The sequence below is a fragment of the Exiguobacterium sp. 9-2 genome (assembly GCF_036287235.1).
In the GTDB taxonomy this organism is placed as follows: domain Bacteria; phylum Bacillota; class Bacilli; order Exiguobacteriales; family Exiguobacteriaceae; genus Exiguobacterium_A.
The window spans coordinates 2,536,265-2,555,135 of record NZ_CP142850.1 but is presented as its reverse complement, the minus strand read 5'-3'; the positions used below and the strand labels follow the sequence as shown (position 1 = coordinate 2,555,135).

Here is an 18,871-nt window from a genome sequence, read left to right as displayed (position 1 = left end):
AGCGAATGTATCATGAACTTTGAAACGATCATCGGGATCGAGGTCCACGCCGAACTGAGCACGAACACGAAGATGTTCTGTGGTTGTGCGCGGGAATATGGCGCAGAGACGAACACGAAAACGTGTCCGATTTGTCTTGGACACCCGGGCGTCTTGCCGAAAATCAACGAAAAAGCCGTCGAACTCGCCGTTCGTGCAGCGATGGCACTCAACTGCCAAGTAGCCGATCAAACAAAATTCGACCGGAAGAACTATTTTTATCCGGATACGCCAAAAGCGTATCAAATCTCGCAGTTTGATCAACCAATCGGCTTTGATGGCTACATCGATGCGGAAGTCGATGGCGAAACGAAACGCTTCCGAATCGAACGTGTCCATCTGGAAGAAGATGCTGGTAAGATGAACCACACGGGTGCCAACCACTCGGTCGTCGACTTCAACCGGACAGGCGCACCGCTAATTGAGATCGTCAGTGAAGCGGATATGCGTTCACCGAAAGACGCGGTCGCCTACCTCGAACGTCTCAAAGAAGTCTTGCAATATGCAGGCGTCTCAGACGTCAAGATGGAAGAAGGATCACTCCGTTGCGACTGTAACATCTCGGTGCGTCCATACGGACAAGAGAAGTTCGGTACGAAAACAGAGCTCAAGAACTTAAACTCATTCGGAAACGTCTTAAAAGGGCTTGAGTTTGAAGAAGATCGTCACCGTAAACTATTGCTTGCGGGTAGTGTGATGCGTCAAGAAACACTCCGTTTCGATGAGACGAAAAAACAAACCGTCCTCATGCGTGTCAAGGAAGGGGCGTCGGACTATCGTTACTTCCCAGAGCCTGACCTCGTCAAGCTCGTACTGGATCACGATTGGAAAGAAGCGATTCGTGCCGGTATCCCGGAACTTCCAGATGCACGCCGTGTTCGTTACCAAGAAGAACTCGGTCTTTCAGCGTATGACGCGAAACAATTGACGGTCACACGTGAAATGGCAGAGTACTTCGAAGCGACACTTGCAGCTGGTGCAGAGCCAAAAGCAGCAGCCAACTGGACAGTCGGTGAGATCCAAGGTCACTTGAATAAATCGACGGAAACGTTCGAAACAGTCAAGATGACACCAGCGCGTTTGGCAGAGATGATCGACTTGATCGCAAGCGGCACGATTTCTTCGAAAATCGCCAAACAAGTCTTCACGGCAGTCATCGAAGAAGGTGTCGAGCCGCGTGCATACGTTGAAGCAAACGGTCTTGCACAAATTTCGGATGAAGGATTGTTGCGTGGTCTCATCGTCGAGATGTTCGAAGCGAACCCAGCCGTCGTCGAGGAGTTACTCGGTGGACGTGATCGGAAGAAAGGCTTCGTCATCGGTCAGATCATGAAGAAAACAAAAGGAATGGCAAACCCTGCTCTCCTTGATCAACTCTTCTACGAAGAGCTCGAAAAACTGAAATAAGTTCCACTTAAGATGGCGTCTGTCTCTCCCTCGCTGAGGTGAAGAAACGGACGCTGTCTTTTTTGGCTTTGTAATGTCTCGAGAGTTCATGTAGAATAAAACAGTTATGTATCAAATGAACGGTTGAGTCAAAAAGGAGAAAATCTTATGAGACCTAGAGCGCGCGTGATTTATAACCCGACTTCCGGGAAAGAGATGGTTAAACGAAACTTACCGTATATCCTCGACCGACTCGAAGCAGCGGGTTATGAGACATCTGTTTACTCGACGAAAGCGGTCGGCGATGCGACGTATGAAGCAGCACGAGCATGCGAAGCAGACTTTGATCTTGTCGTCGCTGCAGGCGGCGATGGTACGTTGAATGAAGTGATCAGCGGAATGGCAGCTTATAGCAAACGTCCAAAGCTTGGTGTACTACCTGTTGGAACGACGAATGACTTTGGTCGAGCGATGCGTATTCCGTTGACGATCGAAGGGGCGATGGATGTCATCTGCACAGGACATACGATGCCGGTCGATATCGGTAAGATCGAAGGGTCGACAGGCGTCCATTACTTCATCAACATCGCTGGTGGCGGCATCATGACAGAACTGTCGTACGAAGTGCCTTCAAAGCTGAAGACGGCACTTGGACAGCTCGCGTACTATGTCAAAGGGATGGAGAAACTTCCGCAAATCCGACCAACATATGTCGAACTGGAGCATGAAAAGGGTATATTCAAAGGAGAAGTCATGTTGTTCTTGACATCCAATACGAACTCTGTCGGTGGATTCGAGAAGTTGTCACCGAACGCGTCACTTAACGATGGTCGGTTTGATCTCTTCATCCTGAAGAAATGTAACCTCGTCGAATTAATTCGTGTCATGCGTCTTGCCTTGAAAGGGGATCATTTCTCGGACCCTTGCATCGAGCATGTCACGACCTCATTCGTCCGTATGAAGAACACATCAGAGATGAGTTTGAACATTGATGGTGAGTTTGGCGGCATCTGCGAAGGCGAGATGACGAATCTTCGCTCTCATTTCGAAGTCATGACACCAAAGTTCCGGATCGAAGAAATGGAACAGATTAATACACAACTACAAGAAGCAGAAATGAACCTCGCGTGAAGCGAGGTTTTTAAGGAGGATATTCATGATTCCAGTACAAAAGAACGATGAACACGTCGTCGAGATCGTCGACCTGACACATGAAGGATCAGGGGTCGCGCGCATCGATGGATATACGGTCTTCATCCCAGGCGCATTGCCGACGGAGCAGGTCAAGATCAAGATCACGAAAACGACGAAGTCTTACGGATTCGGTCGCATCATCCGTCAAAAGACGAAGAGTGCCGATCGTGTCGAGCCACCTTGCCCAGTTTACAACCAGTGTGGCGGTTGCCAATTGCAACATTTGTCATACGACGCAGAACTCAAATTCAAGCACAACCGCGTTCGTGACGCTTTCGCGCGCCTAGCAGGCCTTGAGATTCCGGTCCACGAGACGATGGGTATGGAAGATCCATGGGGTTACCGCAACAAGGCACAAGTACCGGTCGCGTTCCAATCGAACAAATTGATGGCTGGCTTCTATCAAAAACGGAGCCACCGGATCATCGATATGGACTACTGCTTGATCCAAAACAAAGAAAACGATGAAGCTGTCCAAGCGGTTCGTAAAGTCCTCGCTGACTTAAAAGTCCCAGCATACGACGAGAAGAAAAAAGCAGGTGTCATTCGTCATATCATGGCACGTCATGGCTACCATACGAACGAGTTGATGGTCGTTCTCGTCACGAAGGTCAAACAACTTCGCGGTATCGATAAAATCGTCGAAGGGATCTTAAAGGCGTTACCGAACGTCACTTCGATCCAGCACAACATCAACCCGGATGATACGAACGTCATTCTTGGGAAAAAGAACGTCGTCTTGTACGGACCGTCCGTCATTCGCGATCAAATCGCTGGTTTGACATATGAGATCTCACCGCATTCGTTCTTCCAAGTCAACCCGTTGCAAACAGAGAAACTCTACGCGAAAGCGCTCGAGTATGCTCAGTTGACAGGAGAGGAGACAGTCGTTGATGCATACTGTGGAATCGGTTCGATTTCATTGTCACTCGCAAAACAAGCGAAGCACGTCTACGGTATCGAAATCGTACCGCAAGCAATCGATGACGCACGCCGGAACGCACAAGCGAACGGTATCGAGAACGTGACGTTCGAGTACGGTGCAGCTGAGAAGGTCATGCCTGATCTCGTTAAAGCCGGTATCCAACCGGACGTCATCGTCGTCGACCCACCACGTAAAGGCTGTGACGAAGAGTTCTTACGTGCTGCAGCAGATGTCGCACCGAAGCGGATCGTCTACGTCTCATGTAATGCGTCGACACAAGCACGTGACGCGAAGTTGTTGACGGAGCTCGGTTATACACTCGTTGAAGTGACACCGGTCGATATGTTCCCGCATACGACACACGTTGAGAGCGTTGCCTTGTTCGTCCGTAACTAAATCGCTTTGAATGCCTCTTTCCGCTAAGGAAGGAGGCTTTTTTGTCTTTACGCTTAGCAATTAATGGGTGGGAACAAAAAATGAGAAACGGCTTTATTAAGCCATTTCTCATTTTGATAATCGTCATTCTGTTTCTGTTGTTTCATCCTCCATCGTTGACTGTGCTGTGCTCGGGAACAACTCAGCAAGAACACGTTCACTTGCCGTGCCGTCATCCAAGCTACAGAACCGTTCGAGGAAGCGATCATATTTTTCTTGGTAAGCGACAGACTTCGTATCAATCTGTTCGATATAATCGATGACTTGATCCGTTTCTTTTAGGAGTGGTCCCGGAACGACTGCTTCGAAATCGAAGTAGAATCCACGTAACGTCGATGCATATTTCTCTAAGTCGTACGTAAAGAAGATCATCGGACGTTGTAAGTGCGCATAATCGAAGAAGACAGACGAATAGTCGGTGATTAGCACGTCACTGATTAAATACAACTCTGCGATATCACCGTATGACGACACGTCATAGGCAAATCCTTCATGTCCACTGATGTCCATGTTTTGTGCAATCAAGTAATGCATCCGGAGTAAGACGACGTAATCGTCACCGAGTCGGGCTTGCATCTCGTTCAAGTCGAGTTGGAGATCAAAGCGGTATTTTCCACGCGCAATGAACTCGTCATCCCGCCATGTCGGTGCGTACAAAACGACTTTCTTGTCGGCTGGAATATCAAGACGCGCTTTGATTTCGCTGATTAAACCAGCTTGATCGTCCGCATACAAGAGATCGTTTCGTGGATAACCCGTCTCAAGCATCGTGTTTTGGAACCCGAACGCACTCTTGAAGATTTCGCTCGAATACGCATTCGGAGAAATCAAGTAGTTCCATTCCTGTGCTTGATTGTAGAAGTTCCGTTTGTAGCGTGTCGCATTCGTTCCCGCCATATGGACTTCTTCCATGTCGAGACCTAGTCGTTTTAATGGTGTACCGTGCCATGTCTGAAGGTAGATTGTCTCTTCACGTTTTTTCAAGCTCAGTGGCTGACGCGTGTTGAAGATCCAATACTTCGCGCGTGCCATCGCTTGGTAGTACGCGAAGCTATTTTTGAGCACCCAGTTCGGACAAGCTTCCTTGACGTCATCTGAAGGTTCTTTCGAGAAAATCCAGACGAGTTCAAGTTCAGGGCGTTGTTCTTTTAATTTCAGGTAAAGCGCCTTTGGATTATCAGAATAGCTCCGACCGAGGAAACTCTCAAATAAGACGAGGTTCTCTTTGACCGGCATCTTTTGGAATAGGCGATAGAGCATCAGACCGTTCTTGATCTTTTTACGTCGTGCCGTCCGTAGAGTTCGTTTTGTCTTCACGGCAGTGATGTATGAACGGAACATGAAGTAGGAACCCGTCGACCATGCTTGTAGATACTTACTTCGTGTCTTCGTCCGTCTTAAATCGTAAGCGACGTGACGGAATACATCTGCCTGCTGACTTTTTGACGTGCTTCGTTCAAGCAACGCACGACCACGTTTTGAGATGAATCGTTTGTACCATGTATTCAAGAACTTTTGAACAGTGTTATCCATCGTATGCGCAGATAACATACCATAGATTCGTGAGATATCAGTCAATGTCGTGATATCGCGTGCTTGATAGAGTGATTGTCCCTCGAGTGGTGTACTGCGTGAGTTTCGACCGTAGACGACATAACTGACCGATGTCAGGTTCGTCAGTTTCGCGATAATCGTATGCGCGATGATCGTATCAGCAAACCATCGTGTCTCAAGAACCGGCAAATCGCTCAGCAAGTCCTTTTTGATCATCCAGCCGTGAATCGTCGTCAAATGACGCGAATTGAATTTCGTGCGAGTGTAGAAGAAATAACGATCATCATCGATCGGCATAAGCCATTTTTTCTTGTTGTAGACAGGTGAGACTTTACCGATGATGACTTCACCGCGTGATTTCTCATAGGCTTTGATATACGTATAGAGCGCACGTGGTGCGAGGATATCATCACTGTCGAGGAATGTGACGTAGTCACCTGTCGCGACTTCAAGGCCGCGACGGCGTGCAGCATATGTTCCTTGATGTGCTTGTTCCAAGATCGTACAAGTCGGATAGAGGGAGCGAAGCTCATCGATGTATGGGCTTGGTCCATCAAAGACGACGATGATTTCTACCGGAATAGACACCTTCTGATCAAGAACGGATTGAATGGCTGCCTTCGTTTGTGATTCGGTTTGATAGACAGGAATGATGACACTAATTGAGTTCATGTTGATTCTCCTTTTTTGTTGAAAGAATCCGCTCAAGACGGATTCACGAAAATAGTTCCTGTTGAATAGGATATCACAAAACGAAAAAAAGGCACGATTCTCTTAAAATTCACTTCGTTGTCGATAATGTGTCGGGGTCTCACCGGTCGTCTGCTTGAAGGCTTGACTGAAGTGGCTTTGACTCGAGAAGTGTAACTTGTTCGAGATCGTCAGCAAGGAATCGTCCGAAGAACGCAAGAGGCGCTTCGCTTCCCGGATCCGTTCCCGGATAACGTAGCGGGCGAGCGGTAGACCGGTCTCATCTTTGAATAGGACGGACAGATAGTTAGACGAGACATGGATGGCTTGACTGATCGACGAGACGGACAAAGGTTCATAGAGGTGTTGCTGAATATAACGAATGGCTGCCAACACATGTGGCGAATGACGTAATGCTTGGAGCTCCTTGACGGCTTCGGCAAACGAAACGGTAATCCGGACATGCCGATTCCGGAGCTCAGCGATACTCGTCGCCGCTTCAATCGTCTCAATCATCCGGTCGCTGAGTGAGAATGCCTCATCCGGTTCCAGTCCGCCTCGAATCGCAGCACGCGCGCTTAAGAGGACAGTCCCGAGCAACAGATTCTTTTCTGCACGTAACGGCTGATGACGGGCGAGTGTTCCGAACTCGCCATAGGCCGGCAGGGAATAGGTCGTAGCGAGGCGCTCACTTTGACCGGTCGCGATCCAATCAATGATTTGTTGTTCCCGTTGCCAGGCTTTTCGATATGCCGTGACGCCTGTATGGGAAGGGGCGTCTGCGACGAGAGGGATTTCGGCTTCCTGAATATCAGACTGTTGTTCGATCTCGCGCTTCGGTAGAGCTTCCCCGTGTAACAAGCGATACATCAAGTGAGCACAGTCAATCAGTCGATTCTCCGTCGTACGTGGTAAGGCTTTATAGAACTGATGGTAGGCTTCATCTTGGATGTGTGCCCGAAAAAGAGCCGATTGTAGTAAAACCGGACCGATTCGGTACATTCCTTGTTCCGGAACATCTAAAAAGAGGTAAGCTGTACCATCTTTCAGGGTATAGAGTAGAGGAGTCTTTTTTAGTACTGGCCATTCGTTCTCAATCAGTAAGGTTCCCGGATGAGATGGAGCTTCTGGACGTAACGACAGCGGAGTACCGTGATGATCTCGGTACGTGACGAAAAAACCAGTCATCCCGTAGAGGTGCTCTGCGATTTGCGTCAAGTCAGACGTCGACAAGCGATTCATGACACGACTCCTTTCGAAATATAGTGGATTGCTTCTAGTGTATGTCCTCTTTCGCGGATAGTCGAGAACGAAACAATGAAAAACGAAGCCTTTCAAAAAAGACTTCGCTGAAAAATCATTCGGATGAAGACGAAGGAACCTTTAAATCCGAATCATGTCGTTCCTCGTCAAGTGATGCGACAGCTGCTTCCTCATACAAGACGGATTCTTCCGAATGTATGACCTCTTCAACGGAGTCGTGAACCAATGTTTTCGTATCGTCGAGTTGGAAATCAAGCGTCAGTTGATGGAGATTACCAGCAATCTTTGCAAGATGCGTAGCGGCAGACGTCACGGATTCGAGTGTTGCGTTCGTTTCTTGAATGCTCGCACTACTCGTCTCAAGACCTGCGGCATTCTCTTCCGTCAAAGCGAGAATCGTCCCCATGGCGTCTGAGACTTCTTCCGTCGCTTGCGTCAACGCATGGATGTCACCGGTCAGTTCTTCTGTCCGGCGTGAGACATGTTGGACGGAACCCGCGATTTGCTCGAAATCGTCACCGGTCGTCTTGACGGAATCAAGCGATCGTTTCAAATCATCCATGACATGGTGCATCGCACCCATCGCGGTCTGTGTCTCGTCTTGGATATGATCGAGGAGTTGTTTGATTTGCTTCGCAGAAGCGTCACTCTCTTCCGCAAGCTTTCGGACTTCACTCGCAACGACAGCGAATCCGCGTCCTTGTTCGCCAACGCGTGCTGCTTCAATGGCGGCATTCAAGGCGAGCAAGTTCGTCTGACTCGAGATTGCTTGTAGTGTGCCAAGGACTTTGGCAATCTCATCCGATCGTTTACCGAGGAAGTCGGACGTATTTTGGATTTCCTGTTCGAGTGAGACGGAATGATCAAGTAAATCGGCGATCGTCTGTTTCGTTACATCACTTCCGCGAACGGCTGCGGAAGCGACGGTCGAGACTTCCGATAATGTCGTTGACGCGACGTGTTGCATGGCCGTCGACCGTTCCTTGACGCCATGAACGGCATGGGACGAGCGCTCTGCTTGTTTCGTCTGTGTTTCACCAGCCGCCGCGATCTCTTCCATCGTTCGTCCGATTTTCAGAGAAGCTGTTTGGACGTGCGTTGCATTCGTGGAGAGTTCGGCAGATGCATCCCGGACGGTCGTCGCTGAAGTCGTCAAAGCGAGAATTGTTTGACGTAGTCGAGCCCGCATCGCGTCAAAGTTCTCGGTGAGATCCGTCAACTCGTCTTGGATGAAACGTGTCGGACGCTTTGGCGTCCGTAAATCACCAGAGGCGATGGCAAGTGCTTCTTGACGGAGTGTTGATAAAGGACGATTGATTGATCGACCAATCAACCAAGCAATCAACGTGGCTAAGGCGATCGCGATGACGAAGTTGATCAACGATTGACTGAGCATTTCTTCTTTCGGTGCATACAAGGAAGCATAGTCAAGAACGACAGCTAACTTAAAGCCTGTTTTTGACGAGGTCTGCCAGATGACGACGGATTTTGTACCGGCGACGTCCATGATGTTCGAACCCGACTCTTGTTCCATCATTGCTTTAGGAGCAGAGAAATAAGGTTTTCCGTCTTCTTTCATCTGCGTTACGTTTTTGAAGAAATAATTTTTATTTGGATGGGTGACAATCTTTCCGTTTTGGGTATAGCTGAAGACGAATCCTTTTTGTCCGATTTCAATCCGCTTCATGTCTTCTGCTAGGCGATCGATACTTTTATAGATGGATAAGACACCTTTGATATTCGCCTGTGCATCTAGTGTTGCTTTTGAGAAGCCGATGATGGATAGTTTCGTTGCCGCATCATAATGCGGTTCACTCATGATGACGGTGCTAGAGTTATCGAGTGCTTGGTTGTACCAGTCTTCCTTGCGTGGATCGTATCCAGGTGCTGCCGCTTGTTTTGGCCAGTTGAGATAACCACCAGCGGTATCCGCATACTGAATGAAGGAGTTTTCGATTTTCGATGAACCGTACTTTTCTAGGACGCTATAGATATCGCTCGCTTTTTGCGTCGGAGGAGTAGCCGGATCGGGTTGTTTCGTTTGATCCGTGTAGTTCGGTAAAGCGCCGTCCGCTCGGTTGAACGGAAGACCTGCGAGTAAGGTCGTATCCTTCTTCGTATCATCAATGATTCGTGTAAAGGATTGTTCGAGTTGCTTCAAAGCGGTTTGTGACGTCGAGTCTACAAGCTGATCGACGGTTTGGCTCGTCTGATCATAAGAAAACCAGGTCGAGGCACCGAGAGTGAGAGCGGGCAATAAAATAAGCCCGATGAACAGGCGACGCGTGATCGGGAGGCGCATATGTATTCTCCTAACTAAATAGTCTTTAAATTCTGTCTACTTGGAATATCGGAATAGTATGACCAAATATGAAGGAATTATGTAGAGATTTTCATCATTTGAGAAATGAATCGGAGCAGGGTTCATGATAAAATGAAAAGGGTGTCACAGAGTGGCTAGGGAGGAACAGAAATGAATATTGCTTTTTTCTTATTACCTAAAGATGAGGTGAAATATTTAGATCCTGAGTCAACGGTCAGACAAGCACTAGAAAAGATGAAACATCATCGTTTTACGTCAGTCCCACTCGTTGATAATAAAGGGAAATACGCAGGAACGCTGACAGAAGGCGATGTCTTGTGGGCGCTCGAAGCAAATCTCGAGCATGCTGATTATGACCATGTCTTGCAGACACGTTTAACCGATATCAAACAACGCGTCCGTTATAAACCGGTCTCGATCACAGCGCAAATGGAAGAGATGATTGAAGTCATCACGGATCAAAATTTCGTACCCGTCATCGATGACGGAAGACATTTCATCGGGATTATCCGACGACGTGACATCATCGATTATTTTGCTAAAAAAGTAGCGCGTGAGAACGTCAGTTATTAAAAAAGAATAAAACTAGTAAAAAAAGCACTTATTTTCGCAGAAATGTGGGAAGACGTGCTTTTTATTGACCCAAAACGACTTCAGGAAACGGTATGAGACGACGATATAGAAACATAATGACAATTTAGGGAGGACGATGTGTTGCGACGTTTATCACCAGTCTTCATCGTAGAAGCTTTTCGAAGACGCTCCTACTATAAAACGTTCTCATGGATGATTGCGATCATCGGGTTATTAGCATTGATCGTCGCATGTCAACATTTGATGAAAACACTCGAAGAAGGTTATCGCTTCAAAGCATCAGGAAAAACGATTGCTGAAGTGACACCATTTAATCATGCTGAACAAGAAGTGACACGCTATTATTTTTCATCATTGAATGAGGACACGGATGTTCTACAAGCGTCCAAACAATCCGATCGTGCATTGGAACAACTAACGGATCGTCTACCGAACATGAAAGCGACTGGGTCGGCACAGGAAGAAGTCTTGGCGGAAGTCAAGAAGCTTCAACGGCAAGGATATGAATCGAACCATCGCTTCTTCACGACGATGACGAATTTCAAGAGTGAAATCATCTTCAATCAACTCGTACTGAGCAAAGAGACAGGATCTTATTATAATGTCTTCTCCAATTTGATTCTGATGGAGGAACAACTTGGAAAATCAGCTGAAATTTTAAAAGATGCTCGTCAAAAGGAAGAACCGAGCTCGATTGATCGATTACGGATTCAGCAGATGCGGATTGATTTACCGATACGCCAGGCATCACTCATCAAATCATTGTATGATGTGATTCCTCTTCAGGACGATACGGGACGGCAAGATGTCGCAACAATGCGGGAACAGATGGCTGCCTATACACAAACGCTCGATGATCTATTACGTGCTCCGAAAGTCGAGACCTACGCTGCTTTGGCAGGACAAGCGGAAGAATATGAATCGAGTATGTATCGTCTGTACGATCAAGAACTCAACCAAGTCGCACAAGAAATGCAGGATCGAGGCCATCACATCATTCGCAATGCCTGGCTTCTCTTTGGTGCAACCAGTGTCTTAATTCTTGGACTGTTGATTTTGACCTTATCGTTATTACGCGCCTTTCGCCAAGATCTATCCTTACTGAAAGGAGAAGCGAATACCTTTGCAGAAGACCGCCGGCAATCCGGTTATGACGTACCGGAGCGAAATGATTTTCAACCTGTCGTCCAAGCGTTTCGGACGATGACGGCCATCATCGCCGGGTTGATCGATCATAATGATGCCAAAACAAAAGAAATCAAGCAGAAAAAAGCGGAAATCGAGTCGCTCTTTTCACAAAATACAGATCCGATTCTTGCGATGTCATCTGACTATACGATTGTGAACGGAAACGAACGCTTTCGACAATTGACGAAAGCGACGGCGGGATGGACGATCGAAGAACTGATCCATCCGGCAGATTTGAATCGGATGCGGCGAGCGTTGAAGCAATCATTGGAAGGCCATAGTCAAACGATTCGTTGCAAGATGTTGTTCGATGAAGAAATCTTAAGCATGTTCGTCAACATCGTCCATGTCGCAAACAAAGAAGACGATACAGGCGTTGCACTTTACTTATCCTGTCATGATGAAACGGATCAGTTCCGGCGCGAAGAACGGATCACACAACTCGCACTCTTTGACATGTTGACGGGACTGTTGAACCGAAATGGCTTTGAACAAAAGATGGCAGATGCGTTGAAAGCACCTCAGCCGGGAGAACTCGTCACCATCAGCGTTCGACAATTCCGGCGGATCAACGATATTTACGGACATGGTGCAGGCGATCAGATTTTGAAAGATCTCGCCAATCGACTCAAACATCATTTCATCGGAACGGGACAAGCCGCACGAATCGGGGGAGACGAATTCGCCGTGTTGGTTGCACAACAGGATATCGTTGATTACGAGAAATTGAAGCAAGTCATCGAACACGTCTATGAGATCGATGGAGAGTATGTCAATGTCAGCATCAGTATGAGTATGGTGCGGTACCCCGATGATGCAGTAGCCGTCACGTCCTTGTTATCTTCGGTTGATATCGCGATGCAGCATGCGAAGCAACAGACAGAAGGCGGACCGGTCTGGTTCGAATCCTGGATGAGTGCCGAGTATCTCGAATCCGTCGTCCTCGAAGGAGAACTGCGGGACGCGATCGAAAAGAACGAGCTACAATTGTTCTATCAACCACAAATCAATCTCGCGACCGGTCAAGTCGATGGCTGTGAAGCGCTCCTGCGCTGGTTCCACCCTGAACGGGGGATGATCAGTCCGGCGATCTTCATTCCGATTGCCGAACGATCGATGTTGATTGAAGAGATTGGGATGTGGGTCGTTGCCGAAACGGTCCGACAAGTCGAAGAGTGGAAGGATACGGAACTCGGAGTACTACGCGTCTCAGCGAACTTATCCGTCAAAGAACTCGTCTCCGGTCGGATCGTCGATTATCTGACTGATGTCCGAGAGGTTCATCCGGGAATCGAACAACGGATGGAACTTGAAATTACGGAATCATTCGGTGTCTTTTCAGACACACGCGTGTTTGATGCGTTACAGAAGTTGCATCAGATGGGGTATCGTCTTGCGATTGATGACTTTGGTACGGGGTATTCTTCCTTGTCGTACTTGAGTCGCTTGCCAATTCAGCGACTGAAAATTGACCGTTCGTTCATCAGTGGTCCGGATGCATGCTCGAACGCACCGCTCATCGAGACGATCATCAAGCTCGCACATACGCTGAAGTATGACGTCGTCGCTGAAGGGATCGAAGAACTTGAACAAGCTGATCATTTGCGAGTGCTTGACTGTGAGTATGCGCAAGGATTCTATTATTCAAGACCGATTCCAGCCGACGAGTTTCGAGTCTGGTACGTGAAGTACCATCAAAAGTTTCTATCTGAATGAAATTAGTCTATTATGATTCATGAGTTTAATATGTATGTGTCTTAAAATGAAAAAAGGTGAGTTTCCAGTCCGGAAAGTCACCTTTTTTCATTCGATAAATAGAGAACGTGAATATTCACCCTCGACTCCTACAGGAAAAGAAAGCACGATTTTCGCTTTCGTCAGGGCTAGATAAGACCCGACAGACCGCATGAAATGCGAGGTGGCGCGGCTTATCACCCGCCTGTGGAAAGCGGGGATGACAGAAACGTTCGTTGTAAGCGTAAACTTTAGATTGATGAAAATAATTATTAAACGCGATCGAGTACGAGGTCGTCTGCTTGTTCGAGATACGCTTTGACCGGTGCGACCGCTGCTTCAACCGTACCTGGTGCAAACGGAGACTTTAATCCAGCGCGCTCGACGAGCGTGAGGAAGCTTTCCGATCCACCGGCACGACAGAGATCGAGATATGATGTCCAAGCCGCTTCCCGGTCCTGTTCCATCCAAGCATAGAACTGGAAGGCACAGACTTGAGCGAGCGTGTAATCGATGTAGTAGAAGGGACTTCCGAAGACGTGCCCTTGCTGATGCCACCAGGCACCTGAATCGAGATAATCATTCGCTTCGTAATCACGATGCGGCAAATATTTCTTCTCGATCGTCCGCCATGCTTCGCGACGCTCAGCTGGTGTCAATTCCGGTTGGTTGTAGATGACGTGCTGGAACTCATCAATCGCAACGCCGTATGGAAGGAACGTGACGCTTCCTGCGAGGTGATTGAATTTGTATTTCGCCGTCTCTTCACCGAAGAATTCTTCCATCCATGGATAAGCAAAGAACTCCATCGACATGGAGTGAATCTCGCACGCTTCATACGTCGGGAAGGCACTCTCTGGAGCAGTCAGGTGACGGCTCTCATAGACTTGGAACGCATGTCCGACTTCGTGTGTCAGGACATCGATGTCGCCTGCCGTTCCATTGAAGTTCGAGAAGATGAACGGGAGTTTTTCGTCTGCGATGTAGGTACAATACCCACCGCCCGCTTTTCCAGGCTTCGCCGTTAAATCGAGTGCTTCCCGGTTGAGCATGTAGTTGAAGAACTCGTTCGTCTCCGGTGACATCTCCGCATACATCTTTTTGCCGCCTTCGATGATGAATGACTCTTCGCCTTTAGGTGTCGCGTTCCCAGACTTGAAGGCGAATCCTTCATCGTAGTAGTACAAGTGATCGACACCGATGCGTCGTTGCTGGCGTTCTTTAAGTTGTGTCGCGAGCGGGACGATCGTTTCAAGGATCTGTTCGCGATATTGTTCAACCATCGATTGATTGTAATCGACGCGAAGCATCCGTGCGTATCCGAGTTCGACGAACGATGGGAAACCGAGTGTCTTTGCGATGTCTGTCCGGATACGGACGAGTTTATCGTAAATTGTATCGATCGTTTCCCCTTGCTCTTTTAAGTAGCCATAGCGGGCTTCTGAAGCTGCTTTACGAACAGCCCGGTCTGGTGATTGGAGGTAAGGACCGAACTGCGATAAGTTAAGCGTCTTCCCGTCAAACTCGATTTGAGCAGAAGACATCAGTTTCGTATATTCGCTTGAGAGACGGTTCTCTTCTTGGAGCTTTGGAATGATCTCTTCCGAAAACGTCTTTAGGCTCGCTTCCGCGATTAGGAATAACTGTTTGCCTTGCGTCCGTTCGAGTTCATTGCGAAGCGGATGCGTCGTCAACGCTTGATAATAGCTTGAGACATATCCCTGATAGATCGCGCTTGCTTCATCAAAGAACCCTTGTTCCGTCTCATAGAACGTATCGCGTGTATCAATCGTATGACGGATTTCGACGAGCTGGCTTGCCGTTTCAAATTGATTTCTGAGGGTATTAATCTCAGTGATGGCTGCGTTTGCTTCATCTACCTGTGTGGCTTCCGTTAGTCGAGCGATTGCTTGATTCATCGATGTTTCAAGCAAAGCAAGATCAGGACGGACATATGTAATTTCTGAAAATGGCAACATGTAAGCGCCTCCTTTTGATTTCTAACTATTATCACACAAAAATACTTGCAAAACCAGAGGGACAAACGTATGCTTTTTGTGAGAACGTGAGCGAGCTGTCTAACAGCTTACTCCTATAAAAAATCGAAACTTCCATTCGGAAGAAAAACGATCGAGAAAGTAGAGGGATAGTATCATGGGATTCTTAAAAAAATTGTTTGGTGGTAACGACGCAGGAAACACGAAAATTGCTTCTGCACTTACAGGTAAAATCGTCAACATCGAGAACGTACCCGATCAAGTTTTCTCTCAAAAAATGATGGGCGACGGTGTCGCGATCGAGCCAACAGAAGGTAAAGTCGTCTCGCCGATCAACGCAACGGTTGAAACGATTTTCCCGACAAAACACGCAATCGGTCTAAAAGGTGAAGATGGTCTTGAACTCTTGATCCACGTTGGTCTTGATACAGTTAACCTCAAAGGCGAAGGCTTCACGGCTCACGTCCAGTCAGGTGATAAAGTCAAAGCAGGAGACGTCCTCGTCGAGTTCGATCTCGAGTACATCCGTGCAAACGCACCATCGACGATCACACCGATCATCGTGACAAATCACGATCAATTCACGCTTTCAGCTGTACCAGCTGAAGGAACTTCTGTTGTCGCAGGCGACACAGAGCTCTTCAAAGCAACACATAAATAAGATACGACACGCCTCCATCCCTTACGGATGGGGGTTTTTTTGATGTCTCCTCCCTTGTCTTACCGTTTTGTAAGAGAAGTGAAAGTAAAGTCCATTTTGAGAAAAGCATGGAAGGACTAGACTGAGTGTAACGAATCAAACACAGGAGGCATTACAGATGAAAGCAATCTTACGAGCAGAACAGATCACAAAAACCTATCACACGAAAACGGCACGCCACGAAGCACTACGTCCGACGACGCTCAGCGTCCATGAAGGGGAATTCGTCAGTATCATGGGACCGTCCGGTGCCGGGAAATCGACGTTGCTTAATCTGCTGTCGACAATCGATCAGCCGACGGACGGATCGATTTTAATCAATGGAGCAGACGTGACGGCGATGAAGGAAAAACAATTGGCACGTTTCCGCCGGGAACAACTTGGCTTCATCTTCCAGGATTTCAATCTCCTCGATACAATGACGGTCCGGGAAAACATTGCCTTACCGCTCTCACTCGCGAACGTCGATAAAAAGATGATCTTAGAGCGTGTCGATCGTGTGGCGCATCAACTCGGTATTCAGGACCTACTCGATAAACGTCCGGTCGAACTATCGGGAGGACAAAAACAACGGACAGCTGCCGCCCGTGCGATCATTCATGATCCGTCACTCATCTTAGCGGATGAACCGACCGGTGCGCTTGATTCAAAGTCAGCGACAGGATTGCTTGAAGCGATGCAGTCACTAAACGACGAAGGCGCGACGATCTTAATGGTGACACACGACCCGATGACGGCGTCTTATGCAGAACGAATTCTGTTCGTCAAGGATGGAGAGCTGTTCAAGGAAGTCCATCGCTTCGGTTCACAGAAGGATTTTTTCGAGCAGATCATGGAAGTCCAACGCGAACTCGGAGGTGCCGTCCGTGAGTTTGTCTAAACTGGCGTTTCAAAATCTAAAAAACATCCGTCAAAACGTGATGTACCTCGGTGCGGTCACGTTCGCGATTCTCATTTACTACACGTTCCTTGCGATTCGATCAAACGAAGCCATGCTTCAGGCGAATGAATTGTACGGAAAATTAGGAACGGTTTTTACTGGAGCAAGTGTGATTCTAGCACTTTTCTCCGCTATCTTCATCTGGTATTCAAGTGACTTCTTCTTACGCCGCCGTAAGCAGGAAATCGGTCTCTACGCATTGCTCGGTTTAGAGCGGGGACAGATTGCCCGACTGATCTTCCTTGAGACGATGGGGTATGGAGTGATCGGTCTAATCCTCGGAATTGCAATTGGAACAGTCGCATCGAAATATTTCGTACAGTTGCTGGCTTCCGTCATGGCGATGCGAGTCGATGCGACCTTTACGATCAGCGGGGCTTCCGTCATGCAGACGATCGGCGTCTTCCTTTTGATCTTCCTGATCATTGCCTTACGTTCAGCCCGGACGATCTATCGTTTTACATTGATTGAATTGTTCAAGGCAGAGCAACAAGCGGAATCCCTTCCGAAAGTCCATCCGATCCTAGCCGTGCTTTCGGTCGTTTTGATTGGTATCGGTTACTATTTGACGGGACAACCGTTGATGGATCACTTTACGATTGTCGCACCGCTCTTGATGCTGTGTGTGATCCTCGGGACATTTGGAACGATGAGTTACTTCACGATCTTCTTATTACGCCTCTTAAGTAATCAAGCGCGACATTTCAAAGGAACGAATTTGATTCTGCACGGACAATTGCTGTCACGAATCAAATCGAACGCTGTCATGCTGTCGACGATCACGGTCATTACTGCCGTGACATTGACGACAGTCGGTACAGCGACATCGATCTATTACTTCATCGATCAGACTGTCGAGGAGCAAGTCCCGTACAGTCTGTCGATTGCGAGTAAACAAGCGGAAGCGGAACAGCTGATTGCAAAGTCCGACCAGAAGATCGACAGCCGGACGATGGTCAACGTCAAGAACGTCGATCACAAGATGACTGAGCTTCCGAACCCGCTGACGTTCACACGCTATTATCAAACCTATGCTTACGAAGATCAGCCAGGGCAATTCAGTTACGTCAATTACTCGGATTACGTGAAGCTTGCGAAAGCAAACGGTCAAACGGTCATTAAAGAACCAAAACGAGGCGAAGCAATCGTCCTTGAAACATTTAAAGGAAACGATTTGTTGAAGATGAAAGTCAAATCGCCGGTCGGTGTCAAAATCAAGGATGTCCATGAGTCCTTTCGCATCACCGCTGCGACGAATCTACCGATCGCTCAACTTTATGAGAAACAGCGGCTTGCCCTCGTCGTAAACGACGATGCGTTTGCAAAGATGCCGGAAAAAGGTTTTACGCTGACGAATTATCAGTTTTCGGATGAACGTCATGACGATGGACTGATAAAGCAATTAACGCAACTGTATGGAAAACAAGCGGATACAGAGATGGCAGCGTACTATCCGGTCTATACGATGACGACGGCAACGACCGGTTTGCTTGCGTTTGCTGCCGGCTTCCTCGGTCTCGTCTTCTTGCTTGCGACAGGTTCAATCATCTACTTTAAGATGCTCGCGGAAGCAGAAGAATCGAAACAACGGTTTGCGATCATTCAAAAGATTGGTGTCGATGAAAAGGAACAAACGGGTATCATCCGTCGCCTCGTCGGATTCGTCTTCTCTTTACCGTATGTCCTCGGACTCGTTCATAGTCTAGTTGCGATGCAAGTCCTGCAGAAACTGTTGAACTACAATATCGTCCGTCCGACATTACTTGCGATTGTTTGCTATACGATCGTCTATCTGATCTACTATATCGTCACGGTTCGTGCTTACCGCCGCATCGTGACGGGATGAACTAAATACGGATACACAGAACTGGAAACGGAATAATCGTTTCCAGTCCTTTTTGAGTTCGTT

12 protein-coding genes are annotated in these 18,871 nt (G+C 47.8%); 8 read left to right on the top strand and 4 right to left on the bottom strand.

The features are described 5' to 3' along the window. The first annotated feature begins 12 nt into the window (after nucleotides 1-12). From gatB to rlmD, 3 genes are all read left to right on the top strand, one after another. On the top strand, nucleotides 13-1,446 hold the full coding sequence (gatB, locus tag VJ374_RS13390) for an Asp-tRNA(Asn)/Glu-tRNA(Gln) amidotransferase subunit GatB (protein WP_329469121.1): 1,434 nt from the start codon (nucleotides 13-15) through the stop codon (nucleotides 1,444-1,446). Between the two features lie 147 nt (nucleotides 1,447-1,593). Next, nucleotides 1,594-2,556 carry a diacylglycerol kinase gene (locus tag VJ374_RS13385; RefSeq protein WP_035410224.1) on the top strand — a complete coding sequence of 321 codons (963 nt, stop codon included), beginning with the start codon at nucleotides 1,594-1,596 and terminating at the stop codon, nucleotides 2,554-2,556. A gap of 25 nt (nucleotides 2,557-2,581) precedes the next feature. Next, the gene (gene rlmD, locus VJ374_RS13380; RefSeq protein ID WP_308101944.1) at nucleotides 2,582-3,940 is read left to right on the top strand and encodes a 23S rRNA (uracil(1939)-C(5))-methyltransferase RlmD; all 1,359 of its coding nucleotides are present in this window, start codon (nucleotides 2,582-2,584) and stop codon (nucleotides 3,938-3,940) included. Between the two features lie 123 nt (nucleotides 3,941-4,063). Here the strand turns inward: rlmD and VJ374_RS13375 are convergent, their stop codons facing one another. The 3 genes from VJ374_RS13375 to VJ374_RS13365 all read right to left on the bottom strand — a co-directional run bounded on the left by VJ374_RS13375 (nucleotide 4,064) and on the right by VJ374_RS13365 (nucleotide 9,788). Beyond that, complete coding sequence (locus VJ374_RS13375) at nucleotides 4,064-6,205, bottom strand: bifunctional glycosyltransferase/CDP-glycerol:glycerophosphate glycerophosphotransferase (RefSeq protein ID WP_081780410.1); 2,142 nt, start codon at nucleotides 6,203-6,205, stop codon at nucleotides 4,064-4,066. A 102-nt stretch (nucleotides 6,206-6,307) separates the two neighbouring features. After that, nucleotides 6,308-7,465, bottom strand: coding sequence for a helix-turn-helix domain-containing protein (locus tag VJ374_RS13370; protein WP_035410218.1), 1,158 nt, complete (start codon nucleotides 7,463-7,465; stop codon nucleotides 6,308-6,310). A gap of 115 nt (nucleotides 7,466-7,580) precedes the next feature. Then, nucleotides 7,581-9,788 carry a methyl-accepting chemotaxis protein gene (locus tag VJ374_RS13365; RefSeq protein ID WP_329469117.1) on the bottom strand — a complete coding sequence of 736 codons (2,208 nt, stop codon included), beginning with the start codon at nucleotides 9,786-9,788 and terminating at the stop codon, nucleotides 7,581-7,583. A 171-nt stretch (nucleotides 9,789-9,959) separates the two neighbouring features. Here VJ374_RS13365 and VJ374_RS13360 point away from each other — a divergent pair, with 171 nt between their 5' ends. After that, entirely contained in the window at nucleotides 9,960-10,382 is a 423-nt protein-coding gene (locus VJ374_RS13360; protein ID WP_035410212.1) for a CBS domain-containing protein, read from the top strand. Nucleotides 10,383-10,520: 138 nt separating this feature from the next. Continuing rightward, entirely contained in the window at nucleotides 10,521-13,307 is a 2,787-nt protein-coding gene (locus tag VJ374_RS13355) for a putative bifunctional diguanylate cyclase/phosphodiesterase (RefSeq protein ID WP_329469115.1), read from the top strand. 290 nt (nucleotides 13,308-13,597) lie between these two features. On the opposite strand, the gene VJ374_RS13350 is transcribed toward VJ374_RS13355, so the two are convergent. After that, the gene (locus tag VJ374_RS13350; RefSeq protein WP_442899609.1) at nucleotides 13,598-15,301 is read right to left on the bottom strand and encodes a M3 family oligoendopeptidase; all 1,704 of its coding nucleotides are present in this window, start codon (nucleotides 15,299-15,301) and stop codon (nucleotides 13,598-13,600) included. 178 nt (nucleotides 15,302-15,479) lie between these two features. On the opposite strand from VJ374_RS13350, the gene VJ374_RS13345 reads away from it, so the two are divergent. The 3 genes from VJ374_RS13345 (at nucleotide 15,480) to VJ374_RS13335 (ending at nucleotide 18,808) form a co-directional block, all read left to right on the top strand. Beyond that, entirely contained in the window at nucleotides 15,480-15,983 is a 504-nt protein-coding gene (locus VJ374_RS13345) for a PTS sugar transporter subunit IIA (RefSeq protein ID WP_035410206.1), read from the top strand. A 157-nt stretch (nucleotides 15,984-16,140) separates the two neighbouring features. After that, entirely contained in the window at nucleotides 16,141-16,902 is a 762-nt protein-coding gene (locus VJ374_RS13340) for an ABC transporter ATP-binding protein (RefSeq protein ID WP_035410204.1), read from the top strand. Further along, on the top strand, nucleotides 16,889-18,808 hold the full coding sequence (locus tag VJ374_RS13335) for an ABC transporter permease (protein WP_308101939.1): 1,920 nt from the start codon (nucleotides 16,889-16,891) through the stop codon (nucleotides 18,806-18,808). The genes VJ374_RS13340 and VJ374_RS13335 overlap by 14 nt, the downstream gene beginning before the upstream one ends. The last annotated feature ends 63 nt before the right edge of the window (nucleotides 18,809-18,871 follow it).